The sequence below is a fragment of the Campylobacter felis genome (assembly GCF_030250085.1).
GTDB lineage: Bacteria > Campylobacterota > Campylobacteria > Campylobacterales > Campylobacteraceae > Campylobacter_D > Campylobacter_D upsaliensis.
This window is the reverse complement of the sequence record NZ_JANURX010000005.1, coordinates 55,988-76,358: the sequence shown is the minus strand read 5'-3', so window position 1 is coordinate 76,358 and position 20,371 is coordinate 55,988. Positions and strand designations below refer to the sequence as shown.

Sequence of the window (20,371 nt, the reverse complement as noted above, 5' to 3'; positions counted from 1 at the left end):
CTTAACCACAATTTAAAGCCCTAATTTTACAAAAGTAAATTTAAAACTTTCTTTTAAGCCTATGAATTAAGTCAAAATTTGCTATGATTTACAAAAACGGAGTTAAAAATGCAAGATCTTTTAAAAATCGGTCGTTTTGAATTTCAAAGTCGTTTTATTTTGGGTTCGGGAAAGTATTCTTTAGAGCTGATTAATAGTGCGATTAAGGAGGCTAGAGCGGAGATAATTACCCTTGCTTTGCGTAGGGTTAATGCAAATGGCATAGAAAATATTTTAGATTTTATTCCTAAAAATATCACTTTTTTGCCTAATACTTCAGGTGCTAGAAACGCAGAGGAAGCTTTACGCATAGCAAGACTTGCTAGGGAGCTTTGCGGGGCGGAGTTGATTAAAATCGAGGTGATTAGAGATAGTAAATATTTGCTTCCTGATAATTATGAGAGCATTAAGGCGGTTGAGCTTTTAGCAAAGGACGGCTTTACTCCCCTGCCTTATATGAGTGCGGATTTGTATGTGGCTAGGGCTATGCAAGATGCAGGAGCTGCAGCTATTATGCCTTTAGCCGCACCCATAGGGAGTAATAAGGGCTTATGCGCTAGGGAATTTATCCAAATTTTGCTTAATGAAATAGACCTACCTATCATCGTTGATGCAGGGCTTGGCACTCCTGCTCAAGCGTGTGAGGCAATGCAAATGGGCGTTGCGGCTGTGATGTTAAATACGGCTTTAGCAGAGGCGAAAAATATACCTCTTATGGCAAGAGCTTTTGCTTTGGCTGTGGAGGCTGGTAGGGCTGGATATTTGGCTGGTTTGGCTAAGGAAAGTGAGGCTAGGGCTAGTTCACCGCTGACTGGATTTTTGAGAGATTGATAAAGGATAAAATTTGATTTTAGAATTTAATTTTACTTATTTAGCAAATAATGAAATTTTTGAGTATCTTTTGTGTTTTTATGCGAAAAATTATCATTTTGAATTTAAAAAAGAAAGGGAAAATTATACGCTTAAAATAAGTGGCGAAGAAGAGGAATTAAAGGAATTTTGCAACACTTTATCTAAGATGAGTTATAGTGTGTTTTTAAAGGATTTTGAGGTCAAAGCAGCAAGTGATTTAAACTTTTTAAAAAGTGAGGAAGGGGAGTGTGAAAAATATCCGCTTTTAACGCACTTAAATGCTAAGGCTTATCAAGAAAATTCCATTTTGATAGAAAATGAATGGGGTATTTTCTGCGAAAGTGAGCTAAAAATAAATGATATTTTTGTCAAAATCACTAAGGAAAATTTCAATACCTTTTTGGAAGAAAGTTTAAAAAAATTAAAAAATAATGAGGCGATTTATCTTAAAAATCATAGAGGAATTTATGAGATTAGCCCTTTTTGTGGGGAATTTAATGGGGATTTTTTAATGCCTTTAAAGGCAGATTTTTTACGCTCCATTTTTGTGTGTAATGACCAAATTTTAAAGCTTTTGGCAAGTGTGGAAAAGCCTCTTTTAAGTCTTAAAATTAGTGCGGTTTTTAGGCAAAATCATCATTTAATTTTTAATGAATTTAAGGTGAAATTAGCCGATGATCTTTTTTTATATGCTTTGGGGCTTAAATTTGAGGATAGCCACTTTTTAAGTTTTAAAAAATTGCAAAGCTTTAATGAAGAATTTGAGCTTTTAAATTTCGAAGATAGGCTTGTGGTTTTGCGAGGTTTTGATTTTATAGCTAAGAGGGCTAAAGAGCTTATTTTTTCTAAAGAAGATAAAAATATGGCAAGGCTTTCTTATCTTGCGAGTTTAAGAGGTGAAAGGGCTTTGATTTTAGAGCTTAGTGAAGATTATGAGGATATTTTGCTTTTGAATAGGGAGCTTAATTTGCTTCAATTAAAATTGCCAAAACACACTAAAGAACTTTATGAAGAAATAAGAAAAGATGAAACGGGTGCTAGACTTTTGACAAATTTTCAAAAGGAATTTGCCTTGCTTGATGAAGCCTTAGAGATACAAAATAATTTCTTCTCGCTTTTTGGAATTTTAGGGCGTATTTTGGATTTAAATTCTAACTTAAAAGAAGCGGCTTTCGCACTTTTAGCTTTGGCTGATAATGCTAAAATTCCGCGTGGTGTTAAGATAGATTATCGTTTAAAGGAAAATAAGGAATTTGATTATACAAGAACGCTAAGAAGTGCGATGAGTTTTATGTTAGCAGGAGTTGAGAAAAATAATATTGCTTACGGAGCTGTGGAGAGTTTGGGCTATTTTTTACGCGATACTTACGATGATTTAAGAGATAAAAAGCAAGTGGATGAAGCTCTTATTAGCGGTTCGCTTTTTTCTCATAAATCCTTACTTAAAATCACTTTAAAACACCTTAAAAACTCAAATTTAAGCGATGTGCCACTTTACATATAAAATAGAGCTTTTAGGACTCGTTCAAGGCGTAGGAATGCGTCCTTTTATCTACACTCTTGCTCTTAAACTTGGGCTTAAGGGCGAGGTTTTTAATGATGGTTTTGGTGTGCAAATCAAACTTAATGCCACCAAAAATTCCCTTAAATGCTTTTTGAAGCTTTTAAGGCAGGATTTACCGCCACTTGCTAGGATAGATACACTTAAAATTAGTCAGCAAGATACTGAAAATTTTAGTGAATTTCGCATTATAAATTCTAAGCAAAGCCCTAAAAAATCCCCACTTTTAAGCGATTTTAGTCTTTGCTTGGAGTGTAAAAAAGAATTTTATGATGTTACAAATCCGCGTTATCTTTATCCTTTTATCACTTGCACGCATTGTGGTCCTAGATTTTCCATTATAAAAAATTTACCTTATGATAGAAAAAACACTTCAATGTGTCATTTTGAGATGTGTGCGTCTTGTCAAAATGAATACGAAAACCCGTCCAATAGACGCTTTCACGCCCAGCCTATAAGCTGTCCTAAATGTGCGATTAATGTTTTTTTAAAGGATAAAAATGGCAATTTTTTAGCCTATCAAAATGAGGCTTTTAAGCTTTGTGCCAAGCTATTAAAAGAGGGAAAAATTATAGCAATTAAGGGCTTAGGAGGCTTTCACCTTATGTGTGATGCCTTAAACGAAAACGCCTTAAAAGCTCTAAGAATGCGGAAGAATCGTCCCTTAAAGCCCTTTGCCTTAATGTGTAGAAATTTAGAAGAAGCTCAAAATTTGGCTTATATCGATGAAAATGAGGCAAATTTGCTTGAAAGTAGAGTTGCTCCCATAGTGCTTTTAAAGGCTAAAAAAAACTTTCCTTTAATCGCACCAAATGTTGATAAAATAGGTATTTTCTTAGCTTACACTCCCCTACATCTTTTATTGTTTGAATATTTTGATGGAATTTTAGTGGCTACAAGCGCGAATTTAAGTGGAGAGAGCATTATTTATGAGGAAAATAGTTTGCGTCAAAAGCTGGGGGAAGTTTTTGATTATTATTTAGATTACGAAAGAGAAATTGTAAATTCAAGCGATGATAGCATAGCACAAGTAATTAATGGTAAAACAATGTATCTTCGCACTTCAAGGGCTTTAAATCCAAAATATTTAAATCTCAATTTTAGCAAGAGAAAAAAGCCCTTACTTGCACTTGGAGCCGAGCTTAAAAATGAATTTGTGATTTTTTATGAAAATAAGCTTTTGATAAGCCCTTACATAGGCGATTTAAAAAGTCTTGATGTAAGAGAGCGTTTTGAGAAGCTTTTGAGCTTTTTTAAGGAGCTTTATGGCTTGGAATTTGAGGAGCTTTTGTGTGATAAACATCCGCATTTTGATTATGTTAGGGATTTTAAAGGTTTAATAAAACACCCAATTTCACATCACTATGCCCATTTTTGTGCGGCTTATTTTGAGGGAGCTTTTAAAAAAAGAACATTAGGTTTTATTTTTGATGGCACAGGTTATGGTGATGATGGAAGAATTTGGGGTGGCGAAATTTTAAGAGGAGATTTAAAGAGCTATGAGAGAGTGGGGCATTTTGAAAGCTTTAAGCTTATTAATAGCGATGTGAAAAATATCCGTAATTTAGCCTTAAGTGTGCTTTTGCATTATGATTTAAAAGAAGAAGCGACTGAATTTTTAAGTAAAATACCAAGTATTAAGCTTAGAAATTTGGAAAAAATTTATGAAAATTCCACGCTTTATACAAGTTCTTTAGGGCGTATTATTGATGCGTTTGGAAGCATTGTTTTTGACCTTACACGCTCTTCTTACGAGGCACAAATTGGGCTAATGTGCGAGAAAATGTATGATGATAGATTAAATTTTTCCTACAAACTTCGATTTAAAAACGGACAAATTGATTTTAGGGAAGTGTTTTTGGGTGCTTTAAAAGATGAAGCAAGTAGAGCGGTAACGGGTTTTTTTAATGGCTTGGCGAATTTTATGCTTGAGTTTAGCGAGGGCGAAAGAGTGCTTTTGAGTGGGGGTGTTTTTCAAAATAAAACTTTGCTTAAAATTTTGCACAAAAAAGGACTTGATTATTTTGTCCCTTTGGAATTTCCTTGTAATGACAGCTCCATAGCACTTGGACAAATGGTGCATTTTTTAAAATGTGCTAAGGATTAAATAAATTATTGTTTAATTTCATTTAGATTTATCGAGGAGAGAAAATGAGAGCATTATTAAGCGTTAGCGATAAAGAGGGCATAGTCGAATTTGCTAAAGAGCTTGAGAATTTGGGCTTTGAATTACTTTCTACGGGCGGAACTTATAGACTTTTAAAAGAAAATAATTTAAGCGTGGTGGAAGTGAGTGAATTTACAAATAGCCCCGAGCTTTTCGAGGGTAGGGTAAAAACCTTACATCCTAAAATTCACGGCGGAATTTTACATAAAAGAAGAGACGAAAATCATAAAAAACAAGCTAAAGATAATGGAATTTTAGGCATTGATTTAGTTTGTGTGAATCTGTATCCTTTTAAAAAAACGACCATTATGAGCGATGATTTTGATGAAATTATTGAAAATATCGACATAGGCGGACCTGCGATGATAAGAAGTGCAGCGAAAAATTATAAAGATGTTTTAGTCGTTTGCGATGTGGTGGCTTATCAAAGTGTGATTGAGGCTTTAAAAAATGGAAAAAATGATGAGAATTTTCGCTTAAACTTGATGATAAAAGCTTATGAGCATACAGCAAATTACGATTCTTACATAGCAAATTATATGAACGAGCGTTTTAATGGGGGCTTTGGAGAGCATAAATTTATTGTGGGGCAAAGGGTTTTTGATACAAAATACGGGGAAAATCCACATCAAAAAGGTGCTTTATATGAATTTGACGCCTTTTTTAGCACACATTTTAAGGCTTTAAAAGGCGAGGCAAGTTTTAATAATTTAACGGATATCAATGCTGCTGTTAGTCTTGCTGCAAGTTTTGGAAAAGCTCCTGCTGTGGCGATTATTAAGCACGGGAATCCTTGTGGCTTTGCCTTAAAAGATAGTTTGCTTGAAAGTTATATTGAGGCTTTAAAATGTGATAGTGTGAGTGCTTATGGGGGCGTTGTAGCGATAAATGGAAAGCTTGATAAGACTTTAGCAGAAAAAATTAATGAAATTTATGTTGAGCTTATCATCGCGGCTAATGTCGATGAGGAGGCTTTGGCTGTTTTTGAGACGAAGAAGAGGATTAAGATTTTTACGCAGGAAAGCCCTTATTTGCTAAGAAATTATGATAAATTTGACTTTAAGCATATTGATGGAGGTTTTGTATATCAAAATAGCGATGAAATCCGTGAAGACGAGCTTTTAAAGGCTAAATGCGTAAGTGAAAAGTGTGCGAGTAAGGACGAGTTAAAAGATTTGGAAATCGCACTTAGGGTCGCTGCCTTAACAAAATCTAACAATGTCGCCTATGTGAAAAACGGCGCACTTGTTGCCATAGGTATGGGTATGACAAGTCGTATTGATGCGGCTAAGGCTGCGATTCGTAAGGCTTGTGAGATGGGGCTTGACTTAAGAGGGTGTGTTTTAGCGAGTGAAGCGTTTTTCCCATTTAGAGATAGCATTGATGAGGCGGCAAAAGTGGGCGTGAAAGCCATAGTGCAGCCTGGAGGCAGCATAAGAGATGATGAGGTAGTTCAGGCGGCTAATGAATATGGCATAGCCTTGTATTTAACGGGAATAAGGCATTTTTTACATTAATAAATTTCGAGTAAATCATTTATAATTTAACTCATTTTAAATAAATAATAAACTTAGTCTTAGGAGTTTATATGTTTAAAAGCATAGGTTTTAAGGTTTCTGCGACGATTTTTTCGATTTTGCTTATTAGCTTTGTGGTTGTATGGTTTGTCTTAAATTTAGATTTTAAAAATACTGCGGACAAAATGGGGCGAGAGAATTTGGACACCATAAGCACTTCGGTTTTTCAAACTATGCGTATGGCTATGAATTTGGGCGATCCTGAAAAAATTAAAGAAGCTATCGAAGATGCGAGGAGCATTAAGGGCATTAGCGATATTTACATTTATCCTTCAAAAGACACCATTGAGCTTTTTGAAATGAAAAATCCACAAATTACAAAAGATAGTCTTATCTTAGAGCAGTTTGATAAGCCCGAAATTAAAACCTTAGAGCAAATGTATAATGAAACCCCATCTTTAAGACTCATACGCCCTTTGATTGCCGATGATTCTTGTGTGGCTTGCCACGCAAATGCTAAAAATGGTAGCGTTTTGGGGGTTATGGATGTGTATCATTCCTTGCAAAGTGTGCAAGATGATATAGCAAGCACAAGTAGGTCTTATATTGTAATCTTTAGTCTCGCCTTGCTTTTTACTCTCATCATCGTTCTTTTGGTGCTTAAAAGAGTTGTGGGAAGTCCCGTTTTAGAGCTTTTAAAACACGCAAAAGAATTAGCTCAAGGCACGGGCGATTTGCGTGCAAGAATTAGGGTTAAGGGTCAAGATGAAATTTCACAAGCTTGTAACTATATCAATCAATTCATAGAAAAAACGCAAAATGCCGTAATCTCCACAGGAGTAAGCGTCAAAAAGGTCGAAGATCAAACAGGTGTTTTAAGCTCAAATGCGACTAGTTTAAATGAAATCACTATGAAAAGTCACCATAAAACTAATGAAAGTTTTGACTTAAGCAATAGCATAGGATCAGAATTGACCGAGCTTGCTTCACTTTCTAGCGAGGCAAATGTGGCAAATGATAAATCTTATACCTTGCTTGAGGAAATGCTAAACTCTCTTTTTAATGTGGCTCAAAAGGTTAATGGTGTCGCTACAAATGAAAATGAACTTGCCAAAAAAGTTGAAAATATGGTTAAGCAAGCACACAATATACAAAAAGCTACGACAATGATGGACGAAATAGCTGACAAGACAAATTTACTTTCTTTAAATGCTGGTATTGAGGCGGCTAGAGCTGGGACATTTGGGCGTGGCTTTTCTGTCATCGCGGAGGATATTAGAAATTTAGCGCAAAGCAGTGAGGAATTTTTAGGAAGCGTTGCGCAAATTACCAAGGAGCTTTTAGAAAGCATACAAGATGTAAGTAATGAGCTTAGAGAAAATGCTCACAGCGTTCAATCTTTAAATGAAAATGCAAATTTGCTTGTAAATTCCGCAAATGAAGTTAAAATTTGTAATCAAGAAGCTAAAAATTTGGTAATTCAATGCACACAAAAAATTAAAATTTCTCAAGAAAATATTCAAAAACTTCTTTATTTCTATGCAAGAAACCGTGGAAGTAAGTGAAAAAAATGAGGAGATTGCCAAAATTCTTTTACAAATTTCTAATGAGTTAAAAATAGTGTGTAATAATTTAGAAGTTCAAATCAATCAATTTCAAGTTTAAAGGAGAGTATATGAAAAAAATTTGTGTTGCCTTAGCAAGTTTAGCGTTTTTTATAGGCTGTGCAAGTCATAATACGACAAATCAAACAGAAGGAGAAGTTATGAAAACTCTTTCTTTGGAAGGTCAAAATTTAAAAATAGAAAAGATTGTAATCGGTGGAAAAAGCTTCAATCCTGAAAATATGGAAGAAAATCCTAATATAAGTTTTGATAAAGATAAATTTTATGGCTTTGCAGGATGCAATCGCTTTTTTGGAAATTATAAAAAGAAAGATATGAATATGCAAATTGATGGTGCTGCCTCAACGCAAATGCTTTGCCATCCTCAAAGTGTAATGGAATTTGAAAGTGCTTTTTTAATGAATTTTAAGGGAGATTTTAAAATTGTTAATGAGGGGAGTAAGATTATTTTAGAGGGCAATTTGGCAAAAATTTATCTTAAATAAGTGCCTTTTTAAAGGCACTTTAAAGCTCTAATTTTAAATCAAGAGCGTGTTGCCAAAAATTCACTTCCAAACGAACGACAGAGTGAAAAATTTCACTTAGTTTTGCAAATTTTTCTTGAGAAACGCTTTCTTCGTATGTGTTTAAAAATTCTTCAAATTCTTTAATTTCACTTTGAAAAGCCTCTCCACTATAAGTTAAAATCCACTCTTTATAGGGGTGATTTTCTAATTTTTTAACTCCTAAGTTTTCATAAATCTCTTTACCTATGTAACCGTAGCCTATCGCACAAGCACTAAGAGCGACCAAAAGATCTAAGTAGTCTCCACTTTGTCCCACGCTTAACATATAACGCGTATAGGCGATATTTGTCAAACTTTCATCTTTAACGCTTAATTTATCAGCATCGATGCCAAGCTTTAAAATGCTTTTATGTAGCTCAAGCTCTCCTTCAACAATATAATTTTGAAATTTCATAGCAAAACGAAGTTCTTTGGCATTATTTGCATTAAGAGCAAGTAGGGCATAGCATTTGGCATAATGAATAAGATAAATATAATCTTGTTTAAGATAAAATAAAAAATTTTCACTTTTTAAAGTGCCATTTTCTAATTGTTTTACGAAATCGTGGTGCAAATATGAATCCCAAATTTGAGAATTTTCCTTTAAGAGTTTTTGAAAAAGCATTTTTTATCCTTTAAAATTTGATATTTGTGTAAGTGTATTAAAAAACTATAAATAAATTTAAGTTTTTTATAGTAAAATGTCGCTTTATTTTTAACTTAAGGAGAAACAAATGGCAACATTTGATGATGTAAAAGCAGTGGTAATGGAGCAGTTAAGCATAGAAGCAGATGCTGTGAAAATGGAATCTAAAATTGTTGAGGACTTGGGTGCTGACTCTTTAGATGTTGTTGAGCTTGTGATGGCTTTGGAAGAAAAATTTGGTGTGCAAATTTCGGATAGTGATGCGGAGAAATTGGTTAAAATTGAGGATGTTGTTAATTATCTTGAAAATCTTAAAAAATAAAAGATACGCATAAGGAGCTTGTCTTGAAAAGGGTTGTGGTTACTGGCATTGGTATGATAAACGCTTTAGGCTTAGATAAGGAGAGTTCTTTTAAGGCGATTTGTGAGGGCAAAAGTGGAGTGGATAAAATCACGCTTTTTGATGCAAGTGAATTTCCCGTCCAAATTGCTGCGGAGGTTAAAAATTTTGACCCTTTAGATGTGGTAGATGGTAAGGAAGTTAAGAAAATCGACCGCTTTATACAGCTTGGACTTAAAGCCGCGAGAGAGGCAATGGAAGATGCAAATTTTGATGAAACTTTAGATAAAGAGGAATTTGGTGTCGTCTCTGCTGCTGGCATAGGTGGTTTGCCAAATATAGAGAAAAATTCTATCATTTGCGAGGAAAAGGGACCGCGTAAAATTTCTCCATTTTTTATCCCTTCAGCTCTTGTTAATATGCTAGGAGGCTTAGTATCTATAGAACACACCCTTAAAGGTCCTAATATTTCTTGCGTAACAGCATGTGCAGCTGGAACGCATGCTATAGGCGAAGCTTATAAAAGTATAGTTTTGGGCACAGCAGATAAAATGCTAGTAGTGGGAGCTGAAGCAGCCATTTGTCCGGTAGGCATAGGAGGCTTTGCTTCTATGAGGGCTTTATCGACTAGAAATGATGACCCCAAAAGAGCTTCACGCCCATTTGATAAAGAAAGAGATGGTTTTGTAATGGGTGAAGGTGCTGGTGCTTTAGTCTTTGAAGAATATGAGGCGGCAAAAAAACGCGGAGCAAAAATTTATGCCGAGCTTGTAGGGTTTGGAGAGAGTGCAGATGCGCATCATATCACCGCCCCAACTTTAGATGGTCCTTTAAGAGCTATGCGAAAGGCTTTAAAAATGGCGTCTGGAGTTAAGGTTGATTATATCAATGCTCACGGCACTTCAACCCCTGTTAATGATAAAAATGAAACTGCCGCTATAAGAGCAGTTTTTGGTGAAAATTTACCTTTTGTAAGCTCTACAAAAGGACAAATTGGACATTGTTTAGGTGCGGCAGGGGCTATTGAGGCAGTGATTTCTTTAATGGCTATGGAAAAAGGACTTATCCCTCCTACGATTAATCAAATTGAAAAAGATGAAGATTGCGATCTTGATTATGTGCCAAATGTTGCTAAAGAAGCGAAGCTTGATGTTGTGATGAGTAATTCTTTTGGCTTTGGCGGAACAAATGGCTGTGTAATTTTCAAAAGAGTGAATTAATATGGCTTTTTATTTAGATTTTGAGAAAAATATCCAGCAAATTGATGAAGATATTATAAATGCACAGATTAAAAGCGATTTTGAAGCTGTAGCCATTTTGAAAAAAAATCTTGAAAAAGAGATTTCTAAGACCTATAAAAATTTAAGCGACTTTCAACGCTTACAACTAGCAAGACACCCTGATAGACCTTATGCGCTTGATTATATTGACTTAATATTAAATAACAAATATGAAATTCACGGAGATAGAGCCTTTAGAAATGATCCTGCTATTGTCTGCTTTATGGGGTACTTGGGCGATAAAAAGCTTATTGTTATAGGAGAGCAAAAAGGACGCGGCACTAAGGATAAGATAGCAAGGAATTTTGGAATGCCACATCCTGAAGGATATAGAAAAGCCTTAAGGGTTGCCAAAATGGCGGAGAAATTTCAAATTCCCATTTTATTTCTTATTGATACTCCGGGGGCTTATCCTGGTATAGGCGCTGAAGAAAGGGGGCAAAGTGAAGCCATTGCAACGAACTTGTATGAGTTAAGCGATTTAAAAACCCCAACTATAGCCATAGTTATAGGTGAAGGAGGGAGTGGTGGAGCTTTAGCTATTGGCGTAGCAGATAAGCTTGCGATGATGAAAAATTCTGTTTTTTCTGTGATTTCTCCTGAGGGTTGTGCGGCGATACTTTGGAATGATCCTGCTAAGAGCGAAGCAGCAACTAAAGCTATGAAAGTAAGTGCCGATGATTTGAAGGCTCAAGGTTTAATTGATGATGTGATTGAAGAGCCTATAATGGGAGCGCATAGGGATAAAGAAAATACCGCTGTGGCTATTGCTGACTATGTTAAAAAAGCTTTAGATGAATTGGAAAATATCGACACAAGAGAACTTGTGGCAAATAGAATGCAAAAAATTCTTAAACTTGGAGCTTTTAAAGAAAATTCTTAAAGAATTTTCTTTATATTTATTTGATAATATGTCCTACAAATTTAGAAGCATTATCTATAATCAGCCTTCCCTTTCTAAAACCTAAACCACAACCCTCATAGGCAAAAAATACCCCAGCTTGATAATATTCATTTTCATTAGAATTTAACTCATAATATTGCTGATAAATCATTTTATTATTTCCATAAGGACCAATATTTTCTTGCAATTTTACATCATCTTTTACAATGCTAATATTCGCTCCTTCGCGTCCAAACATAGGTTTTCTTACAAAATCTTTCCCTTGCAAAGGCTCACAGGAGCTTTCTAAAAGTAGGGGATGATTTGGGTAAAGTTCCCATAAAATTTTCAAAATCCCTTTAGACTGAAATAATAGCGTATAGGCGGGATTTAAAATAATCGCTTTTTGATTACGCATTATTTGCGTTAAAAGCATAGCTAACTCACCTTCCTCAATGGCAATTTCTTCCCAAGGTATGAGCTTAAACCAGTATTCATAATTGACTCCATTTTTAAAAATGCCTTCTTCTCCAAATTCTACTTCATCAACATAGGCAAAATCACACTCAAAACCCGCATCCTTTGCTATATGTGCTAAAAGCTTAGTTGTAAGCTCTTCTTCTTTGTTTCCTGCTACGCTTGAAAAAAGAATTTTCCAGCCCCTATAATGCTCCTCAAATTCTTCCACGCTTTCATCAAGTGTAATAAGGCGTTTAAAATTATCCATCAAACTTTCATAAATGCTGTTAAATTGCAAATGCTCATCTAAATTATTTTGCTTAAGCATAGCCCATTGTAAAATGGCACTTTCAAAAAGTGAAGTTGGAGTGTCGGCATTAAATTCTATGAGTTTTATCGGCTTACCATCAAGCCCACCAGCAAAGTCAAAACGCCCATATAAATGCCAATGCACTTCATTTTCCCAGCTCATTTTAATAGCATCAATAAGATTAAAAGGTATGCCAAGCTCGTCAAATCTATCATTATCGATGACATTTTGTGCCGCTACAACAAACATATCATAAAGCTCATTAGCTGCTTCATAGTAGGCATTTGCTTCATTTTTACTAACGCAAATTAATTTATTATCTAAATAATCGCTCCCATCCTCATCTGTATGCCAAGAAAATCCTATGCTTTCAAGATAGTTTTTTTCTAATTTTTCTAGCGTTAAAAATTCCATTTTTACTCCTTTAAAAAAATAACGCTTACAAAGCGTTTTTTCGTTTGATTGCGGCGATAAGAAAATAAATTTTTTTCTTCAAAGCTGCAAATTTCTAAATCATTAATATTTTTTAGCCCCAAATTCCTCGCTTGCTCTTTCACAAGGGCTTTTAGATCAAGTTTATCATCTTTTAAAAAGGGGGCAAAATGCTTTTGCGTATAATCTAAAATTGTCCCACTAAGTTTATAATTTTTTTGGCAAATAGAGGGTAAGACAAAGAGGGTAAAATCTTCATTTTTAAGCGAAAAGTCAAGATTTTTAAAAAGATCTAAGGCTTCTTTTAGGATATTATTAAAAGTGCCTTCACGCCCAGAGTGTAAAGCTGCGATAAAACCTTTTTTATGATGTAAAATGAGGGGCAAACAATCCGCACTTAAAACACAAAGAGCGGTATTTTTTTCTTTTGTGATTAAGCCATCGCAAGAAAAATTGCGAAAATTTGCATCGTAAATTTCAACTCTATTAGAATGAATTTGATTCATAAAAACGCATTTTTTAATTTTTTCAAAGCCTAAGTGCTTAAATAAATTTTCCTGCCAAATTTTTGCTCTAAATTCGCTATAATCTTTATCGTAAGCACAAAAAATGCTTACTTTTTCATTATCTAATACAGATATGAAATTCGCTCGATCTCTTCCCACGAAAGCCCCCTTTTAGCTTGAAGTTGCGACCTTATATAGCGCGCAAGCAAGTCGCTTTCTATATGAATGCGTCTGCCTATTTTATATTCCTTAAAAAGCGTATCTTTAAGGCTTAGTGGTATAAGAGTGAGGCGAATTTGTGAAGTAAAAACTTCATTAATGGTAAGGCTCACTCCATCAACGCCTATACTGCCTTTATTTGCCATAAGTGGCATAAGATGAGAGGGCAAAGAGAGGTAAAAATCAAGCCCATTTTCATTAGGCACGATTTTTTCAAGCACTCCAAGTCCGTCAATATGTCCTTGCATTAAATGCCCATCAATGCGATCTTTATACCGCAAAGCAGGCTCTATATGCACCCTGTCTTTTAAATTTTCTAAGGCTAAATGCATTCTGCTTTCCTTAGAAAGTTCCAGCTCAAAGCCATCTTTTTGCACGCTAATCACGCTCAAACACGCTCCATTAATTGCTATGCTATCGCCTATTTTAGGACGATATTTGGCATTTAGGCTTAAGATATTGTTTTGATAAAATTTTACCTTAGCAATTTCTCTAATTAAGCCATTAAACACTATTGATCCTTTAAAAGTTTATTGAAAAGCTTATCGAGCCCTTCAGTAGCTTTTTGGGCGGGTTTTGTAGCCTCGTGTCCTAAAACCTTACCCAAAGACTTAATGACGCTTCCTGCATCAAGCTTGATTTTGGGATTTTGGCTTGTTCCTGTAATAAAACCTTTGAAATTCGCTCTATCAATTTTTGCGTCAAAAGGGATATTTAACGCCCCGCTTTTAGAATTTAAATTGCCTTTTTCTATGATGATATGTGAATTTGGTGCTTGCATATTGAGATTAAAATCAATATGTTCTTTATCAATATGTGCGTTGGCATGAGCGGTGTTAAACACTTCTTTTGTTACATCTTTTAGGGTGAGAATTTGCAAAGCTTTTGTAATGGCATTTTCTTTTAAATGACCTTCATTGATGTCAAGTTTAATGTCGCCTTTTTGATTTAAAAGATTGTAATTAACATTAGCATTTGCTCTTCCTTGATAAAGATCTATTATGTCTATACCTTTAGCTAAAGAAGAAAGATTAAGTTGATTAAGCGTAGCTTGAAATTGATTATTTTTAAGAGCGGCGTTTAACTTAGCTTCAAATAAATTTGCACTCGTAATCAAAGCGTCAATTCCTTTTTTATCAAAATTAAAATGTCCATCAAAATCTGCTTTTCCACTTAATTTTCTATCCACCAAAAAGCCAAGTTTGGAGAAATCGCTTAAATTTAATTTAAAGGTAGAATTTAAAGCCATATTATTTAAATCAAAACTTCCCTTTAGGCTTGGGACATTAGCAAGATTTGAATTTAAATTCGTGTCAAAATTGACAAGAGAATTATTAATATTTGCTTTAGCGCTTAAATCATAATTTGCATTATTTGGAAATTTGACTTCTAAAAGCTTAGAAAAAGTTGTGTGATTAAGCACTCCTTTGGCGTTTAAATTGACATTGCCATTTAGCTTTTTTAAATCAAGGCTTGTTAAAACGCCCTTAGCGTTTAATGTCCCACTTGCATAATTTGGCTGTCCTGCTATGATGAAAAGTTTGGCTAAGTCAAGTTTATCAATATCCAAATTGAGATTTTGCCCATTAGAATTTGCTTTTATGGTGCCTTCTGCTAAATTTACATTAGCGTCTAAATTTTGGATATTTGAGCCTTTGATTTGCGTTTTGGCATTGAGTGTAAGCTCACCTTGCAATTTTTGCCCAGCCATATTGTTAAATTTTGACAAATCTTCAATAAAGGCTTCGGTATTAAGTGCGAGTTCTGCATTATTTAAATCATAGCTTCCATTTAATTTTTTAATGTTAAGTAAGCTCGAGGCTAAAAGTGCATTATAATCAATCTTACCATTTTGAGCGTTTGCTGTGGCGTTGAGCTTAAAATTAGTTTGAGGGAATTCCAAATTTATAAGTTTTTTAAGCTCTTTTGGCTCTATTTTGCCATTATCAATACTAGCCTTTAAATCAAAATTTTTAAAGTCTAAACCCTTGCTGTTTAAATTTGCATTTAAACTACCATTTGCTAAAGCACCATAACCTGCAAGAGCAAGAATTTTTTCAAGCCTTACGGCGTTTAAAAGCACGGTCAAATGATTATTTTTAAGGTTAGCATTAAATTCGCCGCCAAGTCCGTCAAGTTTAGCTTCGAAGTTATTTAGGGTATTATTAACAAAGCTAAAATTGCCATTTAGATTTAAAGAGCCTTGAAGTTTAGTTTTTGTGAGACTTTCAAGTTTAGCTAAATCAGGGATTTGTAGTTTAAAATCCGTATTAAGGGTGTTGTTTGCTAAATTATAAAGCGTTTTTTGACTTGTAAGGCTTAAATAGCCATTTTGCGTTTGACTTGTAGCATAAATTTGATTTTCTTTTATGCTTGCCAAAATTTCACTTTTTAAATTAGAATTTGAAGGTAAATTAAGTCCAAAATCTTTTGCAATTTGTTTATAATTGACTGAATTCATATCAAGTTGTATGATAGCATTACCATCAGGTTTTAAATCCTTAGCAGTAATTTGAGCTAGGGCGTTTAATTCCCCACTCGCGTAAGGAGCTTGATTTAAGAAGCTTAAAAGCTCTTCAATTTTTAAATTTTTAGCGTCTAAATTAAGAGCGATAGGAGAAAAATGATAAATCCTTGTGTCAAAATTTAACTTTGAGCCAAATACCTCTCCTCTTCCTTTTGCATTAAAATCTTTGATAGAGCCTATTATATCGCCATTTAGCTCTAAATTTTCTTTTAAATTTAGATTGAGTGTTTTGGCGAGATTTTTATTTAAAGACAGAGCATAATCAAGCTCAAAACCAAGACTTAAGAGGCTTAAATTCCCTTCGATTTTAAGTTGAGCGATTTGATTTAAATTTGCTTCTAACTCCAAATAAGAGGGGCTTAAGCTAAAATGAGAGATGTTTAAATCGAGCCCAGAAAGTTCTTTAGCTTTAGTTTGAGCAAAATTAGCAACCAAACGATTACCAAAAGAACTAAAAGCTAAACCATAAATAGCGACAAAAAGCACCAAAAAAAGAGCTAAAAGTGCGTAAAGAATCTTTTTCATTTCTTATCCTTTAGTTTATTTTATAAATTATCTTTAGTCAATCAAGCTAAAGTTTTATAAATATTTTTATTCAGAGTATTGACAAAATTCATTTTTTTTAGTATGATTTTATCACTCAAAATTAAAGAGTGCTAAAAATCAATATTTTAAGGATGGACAAAATGAACTTTCAACCTTTAGGAAAACGCGTTTTAGTTAAACGAGTTGAAGAAACTAAAACTACCGCTTCAGGCATTATTATACCAGATAATGCTAAAGAAAAACCTTTGACGGGAGAAGTTGTCGCAGTAAGTAAAGAAGTAAGCGATATAACAAGTGGCGATAAAATCGTATTTGCCAAGTATGGTGGCACAGAGATTAAGCTAGATAATGGCGAATATTTGGTTTTGAATTTAGATGATGTTTTGGGAATTTTAAAATAAGGAGTAAAAAATGGCAAAAGAAATAATTTTTTCAGATGAGGCGAGAAATAAGCTTTATGAAGGCGTTAAAAAGCTCAATGACGCCGTAAAGGTTACAATGGGACCAAGGGGTAGAAATGTTTTAATTCAAAAAAGCTTTGGCGCACCAAGCATTACAAAAGACGGCGTGAGTGTGGCTAAGGAAGTTGAGCTTAAAGAAAATCTTGAAAATATGGGTGCTTCTTTAGTGCGTGAAGTGGCAAGTAAAACAGCCGACCAAGCAGGTGATGGCACGACAACAGCGACTGTTTTGGCACACGCTATTTTTAAAGAAGGCTTAAGAAATATCACAGCAGGAGCCAATCCCATCGAGGTTAAAAGAGGTATGGATAAAGCTTGTGAGGCTATTGTTGATGAGCTTAAAAAGCTTTCAAGGGAAGTTAAAGATAAAAAAGAAATCGCTCAAGTAGCGACAATTTCAGCAAATTCTGATGAAAAAATCGGTGCTTTAATAGCTGATGCTATGGAGAGAGTTGGAAAAGACGGCGTTATCACTGTGGAAGAGGCAAAGTCTATTAATGATGAATTAAGTGTTGTTGAGGGTATGCAATTTGATAGAGGTTATTTAAGCCCTTATTTTATCACTAATGCGGATAAAATGACCGCCGAGCTTTCCAATCCTTACATTTTGCTTTTTGATAAAAAAATCACAAGTTTAAAAGATTTATTGCCTATTTTAGAGCAAATTCAAAAGACAGGAAAACCGCTTTTAATCATCGCTGAAGACATCGAGGGCGAGGCTTTGGCAACTTTGGTTGTCAATAAATTAAGAGGAGTTTTAAATATTAGTGCTGTTAAGGCTCCGGGCTTTGGTGATAGAAGAAAGGCTATGCTTGAAGATATTGCTATTTTAACAGGTGGTGAAGTGATAGCTGAAGAGCTTGGAAGAACACTTGAAAGTGCAAGTATAGAAGATTTGGGACAAGCTTCTAGCGTGATTATCGATAAAGATAACACAACTATCGTTAATGGTGCTGGAGATAAAGCAAATATCGATGCAAGAGTCAATCAAATCAAGGCACAAATTGCCGAAACGACAAGCGATTATGATAGAGAAAAATTACAAGAAAGACTTGCGAAATTAAGCGGAGGCGTGGCGCTTATTAAAGTCGGTGCGGCAACTGAAACAGAAATGAAAGAGAAAAAAGACCGCGTAGATGATGCTTTAAGTGCGACAAAAGCGGCGGTTGAAGAAGGTATTGTCATCGGTGGTGGTGCGGCACTTATCAAGGCTAAATCTAAGATTAAGTTGAAATTAGAGGGTGATGAGGCTATTGGTGCGGCTATCGTGGAAAGAGCCTTAAGAGCGCCTTTAAGACAAATCGCAGAAAATGCGGGCTTTGATGCGGGAGTGGTTGTCAATAGCGTGGAAAATTGTAGTGATGAAAATTCCGGTTTTGACGCTGCTAAGGGCGAGTATGTGGATATGTTTAAAGCTGGGATTATTGACCCTGTGAAAGTGGAAAGAGTGGCTCTATTAAACGCTGTTTCTGTGGCTTCTATGCTATTAACGACTGAAGCGACAATTAGCGAGATTAAAGAAGATAAACCTGCTATGCCTGATATGAGTGCTATGGGCGGTATGGGAGGAATGGGCGGTATGATGTAATGCCTCCATTAAGCTCCTGCCCTCTTTTGAGGGCAAATTCTCTCATTTAAATTTCACTAACCCTTCTTTGTTACAATCCTTAAAAATCAAAAGGAAAATGATGGATTATCTTCCTCATATGCAAATTATTCAAAGCGATATTTTAGATAAAGTTATAAAAGAAATGCAAAGCTATGATGAAGCAAAATATCAAACCAACGATGTCATCAATGCTTTAAATTCTTCTTATCTTAATATAGAGCATTTAAAAGCCCTTTTAAGCACGGCTGCTGAGGAATTTATAGAGGATTTGGCTTTCAAAGCTTCAAAACTTAAACTTAAATATTTTGGTAATAATATTTCTTTATTTACCCCACTTTACTTGTCAAATTTTTGTAATTCTAAATGTGTGTATTGTGGCTTTCAAAAGGGCAATAAAATTACAAGAGCAAAATTAAGCGAAAAAGAAATTGAAGAGGAAATGCAAGCCATAGCTAAAAGCGGCTTGCAAGAAATTTTAATGCTAACGGGTGAGGGTAGAGAATTTGCAAGTGTAGAATACATCGCTAGAGCGTGTGAATTAGCAAGAAAATATTTTAAGGTCGTAGGCGTGGAAATTTACCCTATGAATGTTGATGAATATACCTTTTTACATAAAAGTGGCTGTGATTATGTAACAATTTTTCAAGAAACTTATAATGAAACTAAATATTCTAAAATTCATTTAGCTGGAGAAAAAAGTGTATTTAAATACCGCTTTTTTGGACAAGAAAGAGCGCTAATGGCTGGTATGAGAGGGGTGGCTTTTGGGGCTTTGCTTGGGATTGATGATTTTAGAAAAGACGCATTAGCTTGTGCGCTTCACGCACACTTTTTGCAGCAAAAATACCCCCACGCTGAATTTTCGCTTTCTATCCCACGCTTAAGACCTATTATTAATAATGCTAAAATTTCACCCAAAGATGTAAGCGAAAAAAGACTTCTGCAGGTTTTATGTGCTTATAGACTTTTTTTGCCCTTTGCACACATTAGCCTTTCAAGTCGTGAAAGGGTGGGCTTTAGAGATGAGGCTGTTAAACTTGGTGTGAGTAAGATGAGTGCGGGAGTTAGCGTGGGGATAGGGGAGCATTCTGGTGAAAAAAAGGGCGATGAGCAATTTGAAATCAGCGATGGTAGAAGCGTAGAGGAAATTTTAGAAAAGCTTAGAAATTTGGGACTTCAGCCCGTGATGAGTGATAGTATTTATGTGGGTTAGAAAAATCATCGCTATCAGCGATAGAGTTTTGGTGCAAGATGATTTTCTAAGACAGGTTGAAAAACTTGCAAAGGCTAAGATAGACGCTTTTGTGCTAAGGGAGAAAGATTTAAGTGAGTATGAATACTATGATTTGGCTAAAGAAGTTTTAAAAATTTGCACTAAATATAAAATCACTTGTTTTTTACACGGCTATTTAACACCCACCTTAAAGCTAGAGCATAAGTATTTTCAAGCCCCCTTAGCCTTACTTAGAAAAGAGTCCAATATAGCAAAATATTTTCACATTTTAGGCACTTCCGTTCATAGCAAAGAGGAGCTTTTGGAAGCGATTAATTATAAGGTAAATCACGCCTTTGTGGGACATATTTTCAAAAGTTCTTGTAAGCCAAATTTAAAGCCTTATGGAATAGAGCTTTTGAAAGATTTGTTGAGCTTTAGCTCTATACCACTTTATGCTATAGGTGGGATTAATGCTGAGAATATCAAGTTTTTTAAAAATATTAATATCGCTGGAGTCTGTATGAGAGAGGCATTAATGCGTGAGAGTAATCCTAAAAAATACCTCGCACTTTGCAAAAAGGAATTTCTATAAATTTCAAGTTTTTCTATGATATTTGTTTTAAGGATTTTA

At 34.8% G+C, this 20,371-nt stretch carries 17 protein-coding genes and 1 pseudogene; 13 read left to right on the top strand and 5 right to left on the bottom strand.

From position 1 onward, the window contains the following. The first annotated feature begins 108 nt into the window (after positions 1 to 108). From NYG92_RS04215 to NYG92_RS04190, 6 genes and pseudogenes are all read left to right on the top strand, one after another. Positions 109 to 870: a thiazole synthase gene (locus NYG92_RS04215; RefSeq protein WP_289233619.1), complete on the top strand. Its 762-nt coding sequence runs from the start codon at positions 109 to 111 to the stop codon at positions 868 to 870. 13 nt (positions 871 to 883) lie between these two features. Continuing rightward, on the top strand, positions 884 to 2,395 hold the full coding sequence (locus NYG92_RS04210) for a hypothetical protein (protein ID WP_289233618.1): 1,512 nt from the start codon (positions 884 to 886) through the stop codon (positions 2,393 to 2,395). Next, positions 2,376 to 4,559, top strand: a complete 2,184-nt coding sequence (gene hypF / locus NYG92_RS04205; RefSeq protein ID WP_289233617.1) for a carbamoyltransferase HypF — start codon at positions 2,376 to 2,378, stop codon at positions 4,557 to 4,559. Before NYG92_RS04210 ends, hypF begins: the two co-directional genes overlap by 20 nt. A gap of 44 nt (positions 4,560 to 4,603) precedes the next feature. After that, complete coding sequence (gene purH, locus NYG92_RS04200; RefSeq protein WP_270976739.1) at positions 4,604 to 6,136, top strand: bifunctional phosphoribosylaminoimidazolecarboxamide formyltransferase/IMP cyclohydrolase; 1,533 nt, start codon at positions 4,604 to 4,606, stop codon at positions 6,134 to 6,136. Positions 6,137 to 6,207: 71 nt separating this feature from the next. Further along, positions 6,208 to 7,801 (top strand): annotated as a pseudogene (locus NYG92_RS04195) (methyl-accepting chemotaxis protein). A gap of 10 nt (positions 7,802 to 7,811) precedes the next feature. Beyond that, positions 7,812 to 8,246 carry an META domain-containing protein gene (locus tag NYG92_RS04190; RefSeq protein ID WP_270976736.1) on the top strand — a complete coding sequence of 145 codons (435 nt, stop codon included), beginning with the start codon at positions 7,812 to 7,814 and terminating at the stop codon, positions 8,244 to 8,246. Between the two features lie 19 nt (positions 8,247 to 8,265). On the opposite strand, the gene tenA is transcribed toward NYG92_RS04190, so the two are convergent. Then, positions 8,266 to 8,931: a thiaminase II gene (gene tenA, locus NYG92_RS04185; RefSeq protein WP_270976734.1), complete on the bottom strand. Its 666-nt coding sequence runs from the start codon at positions 8,929 to 8,931 to the stop codon at positions 8,266 to 8,268. A gap of 109 nt (positions 8,932 to 9,040) precedes the next feature. Here tenA and acpP point away from each other — a divergent pair, with 109 nt between their 5' ends. Genes acpP through NYG92_RS04170 form a run of 3 tightly spaced genes read left to right on the top strand, consistent with a single transcriptional unit; the run spans position 9,041 to position 11,455 of the window. Further along, positions 9,041 to 9,274: an acyl carrier protein gene (gene acpP / locus NYG92_RS04180; protein WP_289233615.1), complete on the top strand. Its 234-nt coding sequence runs from the start codon at positions 9,041 to 9,043 to the stop codon at positions 9,272 to 9,274. Positions 9,275 to 9,297: 23 nt separating this feature from the next. Beyond that, a complete protein-coding gene (locus NYG92_RS04175; RefSeq protein ID WP_289233614.1) occupies positions 9,298 to 10,512 on the top strand; it encodes a beta-ketoacyl-ACP synthase II in 1,215 nt (404 codons plus the stop codon). 1 nt (position 10,513) lies between these two features. Then, positions 10,514 to 11,455, top strand: coding sequence for an acetyl-CoA carboxylase carboxyltransferase subunit alpha (locus NYG92_RS04170; protein ID WP_289233613.1), 942 nt, complete (start codon positions 10,514 to 10,516; stop codon positions 11,453 to 11,455). Between the two features lie 16 nt (positions 11,456 to 11,471). On the opposite strand, the gene NYG92_RS04165 is transcribed toward NYG92_RS04170, so the two are convergent. Genes NYG92_RS04165 through NYG92_RS04150 form a run of 4 tightly spaced genes read right to left on the bottom strand, consistent with a single transcriptional unit; the run spans position 11,472 to position 16,433 of the window. Continuing rightward, entirely contained in the window at positions 11,472 to 12,638 is a 1,167-nt protein-coding gene (locus NYG92_RS04165) for a glutathionylspermidine synthase family protein (RefSeq protein WP_289233612.1), read from the bottom strand. A gap of 2 nt (positions 12,639 to 12,640) precedes the next feature. Continuing rightward, positions 12,641 to 13,321 carry a purine nucleoside phosphorylase YfiH/LACC1 family protein gene (locus NYG92_RS04160; RefSeq protein ID WP_027303761.1) on the bottom strand — a complete coding sequence of 227 codons (681 nt, stop codon included), beginning with the start codon at positions 13,319 to 13,321 and terminating at the stop codon, positions 12,641 to 12,643. Continuing rightward, positions 13,285 to 13,893, bottom strand: a complete 609-nt coding sequence (gene ribE, locus NYG92_RS04155) for a riboflavin synthase (protein ID WP_270966127.1) — start codon at positions 13,891 to 13,893, stop codon at positions 13,285 to 13,287. Before ribE ends, NYG92_RS04160 begins: the two co-directional genes overlap by 37 nt. Beyond that, positions 13,893 to 16,433: a translocation/assembly module TamB domain-containing protein gene (locus NYG92_RS04150; protein ID WP_289233611.1), complete on the bottom strand. Its 2,541-nt coding sequence runs from the start codon at positions 16,431 to 16,433 to the stop codon at positions 13,893 to 13,895. Before NYG92_RS04150 ends, ribE begins: the two co-directional genes overlap by 1 nt. A gap of 161 nt (positions 16,434 to 16,594) precedes the next feature. Between NYG92_RS04150 and groES the strand changes: the two genes are divergently transcribed. The 4 genes from groES (at position 16,595) to NYG92_RS04130 (ending at position 20,332) form a co-directional block, all read left to right on the top strand. Continuing rightward, positions 16,595 to 16,855, top strand: coding sequence for a co-chaperone GroES (gene groES, locus NYG92_RS04145; protein WP_270976727.1), 261 nt, complete (start codon positions 16,595 to 16,597; stop codon positions 16,853 to 16,855). A gap of 10 nt (positions 16,856 to 16,865) precedes the next feature. Beyond that, a complete protein-coding gene (gene groL / locus NYG92_RS04140) occupies positions 16,866 to 18,503 on the top strand; it encodes a chaperonin GroEL (RefSeq protein ID WP_289233610.1) in 1,638 nt (545 codons plus the stop codon). 97 nt (positions 18,504 to 18,600) lie between these two features. Then, complete coding sequence (gene thiH, locus NYG92_RS04135) at positions 18,601 to 19,737, top strand: 2-iminoacetate synthase ThiH (protein ID WP_289233609.1); 1,137 nt, start codon at positions 18,601 to 18,603, stop codon at positions 19,735 to 19,737. Further along, a complete protein-coding gene (locus NYG92_RS04130; RefSeq protein ID WP_004277426.1) occupies positions 19,727 to 20,332 on the top strand; it encodes a thiamine phosphate synthase in 606 nt (201 codons plus the stop codon). The genes thiH and NYG92_RS04130 overlap by 11 nt, the downstream gene beginning before the upstream one ends. The last annotated feature ends 39 nt before the right edge of the window (positions 20,333 to 20,371 follow it).

Excerpts from the sequence above, each read along its gene's own strand:
- NYG92_RS04165 (WP_289233612.1), bottom strand. The coding sequence starts at position 12,638 with ATGGAATTTTTAACGCTAGAAAAATTAGAAAAAAACTATCTTGAAAGC.
- NYG92_RS04150 (WP_289233611.1), bottom strand. The coding sequence starts at position 16,433 with ATGAAAAAGATTCTTTACGCACTTTTAGCTCTTTTTTTGGTGCTTTTT.
- thiH (WP_289233609.1), top strand. The coding sequence starts at position 18,601 with ATGATGGATTATCTTCCTCATATGCAAATTATTCAAAGCGATATTTTA.
- acpP (WP_289233615.1), top strand. The coding sequence starts at position 9,041 with ATGGCAACATTTGATGATGTAAAAGCAGTGGTAATGGAGCAGTTAAGC.
- NYG92_RS04215 (WP_289233619.1), top strand. The coding sequence starts at position 109 with ATGCAAGATCTTTTAAAAATCGGTCGTTTTGAATTTCAAAGTCGTTTT.
- hypF (WP_289233617.1), top strand. The coding sequence starts at position 2,376 with ATGTGCCACTTTACATATAAAATAGAGCTTTTAGGACTCGTTCAAGGC.
- groL (WP_289233610.1), top strand. The coding sequence starts at position 16,866 with ATGGCAAAAGAAATAATTTTTTCAGATGAGGCGAGAAATAAGCTTTAT.
- NYG92_RS04130 (WP_004277426.1), top strand. The coding sequence starts at position 19,727 with ATGTGGGTTAGAAAAATCATCGCTATCAGCGATAGAGTTTTGGTGCAA.
- purH (WP_270976739.1), top strand. The coding sequence starts at position 4,604 with ATGAGAGCATTATTAAGCGTTAGCGATAAAGAGGGCATAGTCGAATTT.
- groES (WP_270976727.1), top strand. The coding sequence starts at position 16,595 with ATGAACTTTCAACCTTTAGGAAAACGCGTTTTAGTTAAACGAGTTGAA.
- NYG92_RS04170 (WP_289233613.1), top strand. The coding sequence starts at position 10,514 with ATGGCTTTTTATTTAGATTTTGAGAAAAATATCCAGCAAATTGATGAA.
- NYG92_RS04190 (WP_270976736.1), top strand. The coding sequence starts at position 7,812 with ATGAAAAAAATTTGTGTTGCCTTAGCAAGTTTAGCGTTTTTTATAGGC.
- tenA (WP_270976734.1), bottom strand. The coding sequence starts at position 8,931 with ATGCTTTTTCAAAAACTCTTAAAGGAAAATTCTCAAATTTGGGATTCA.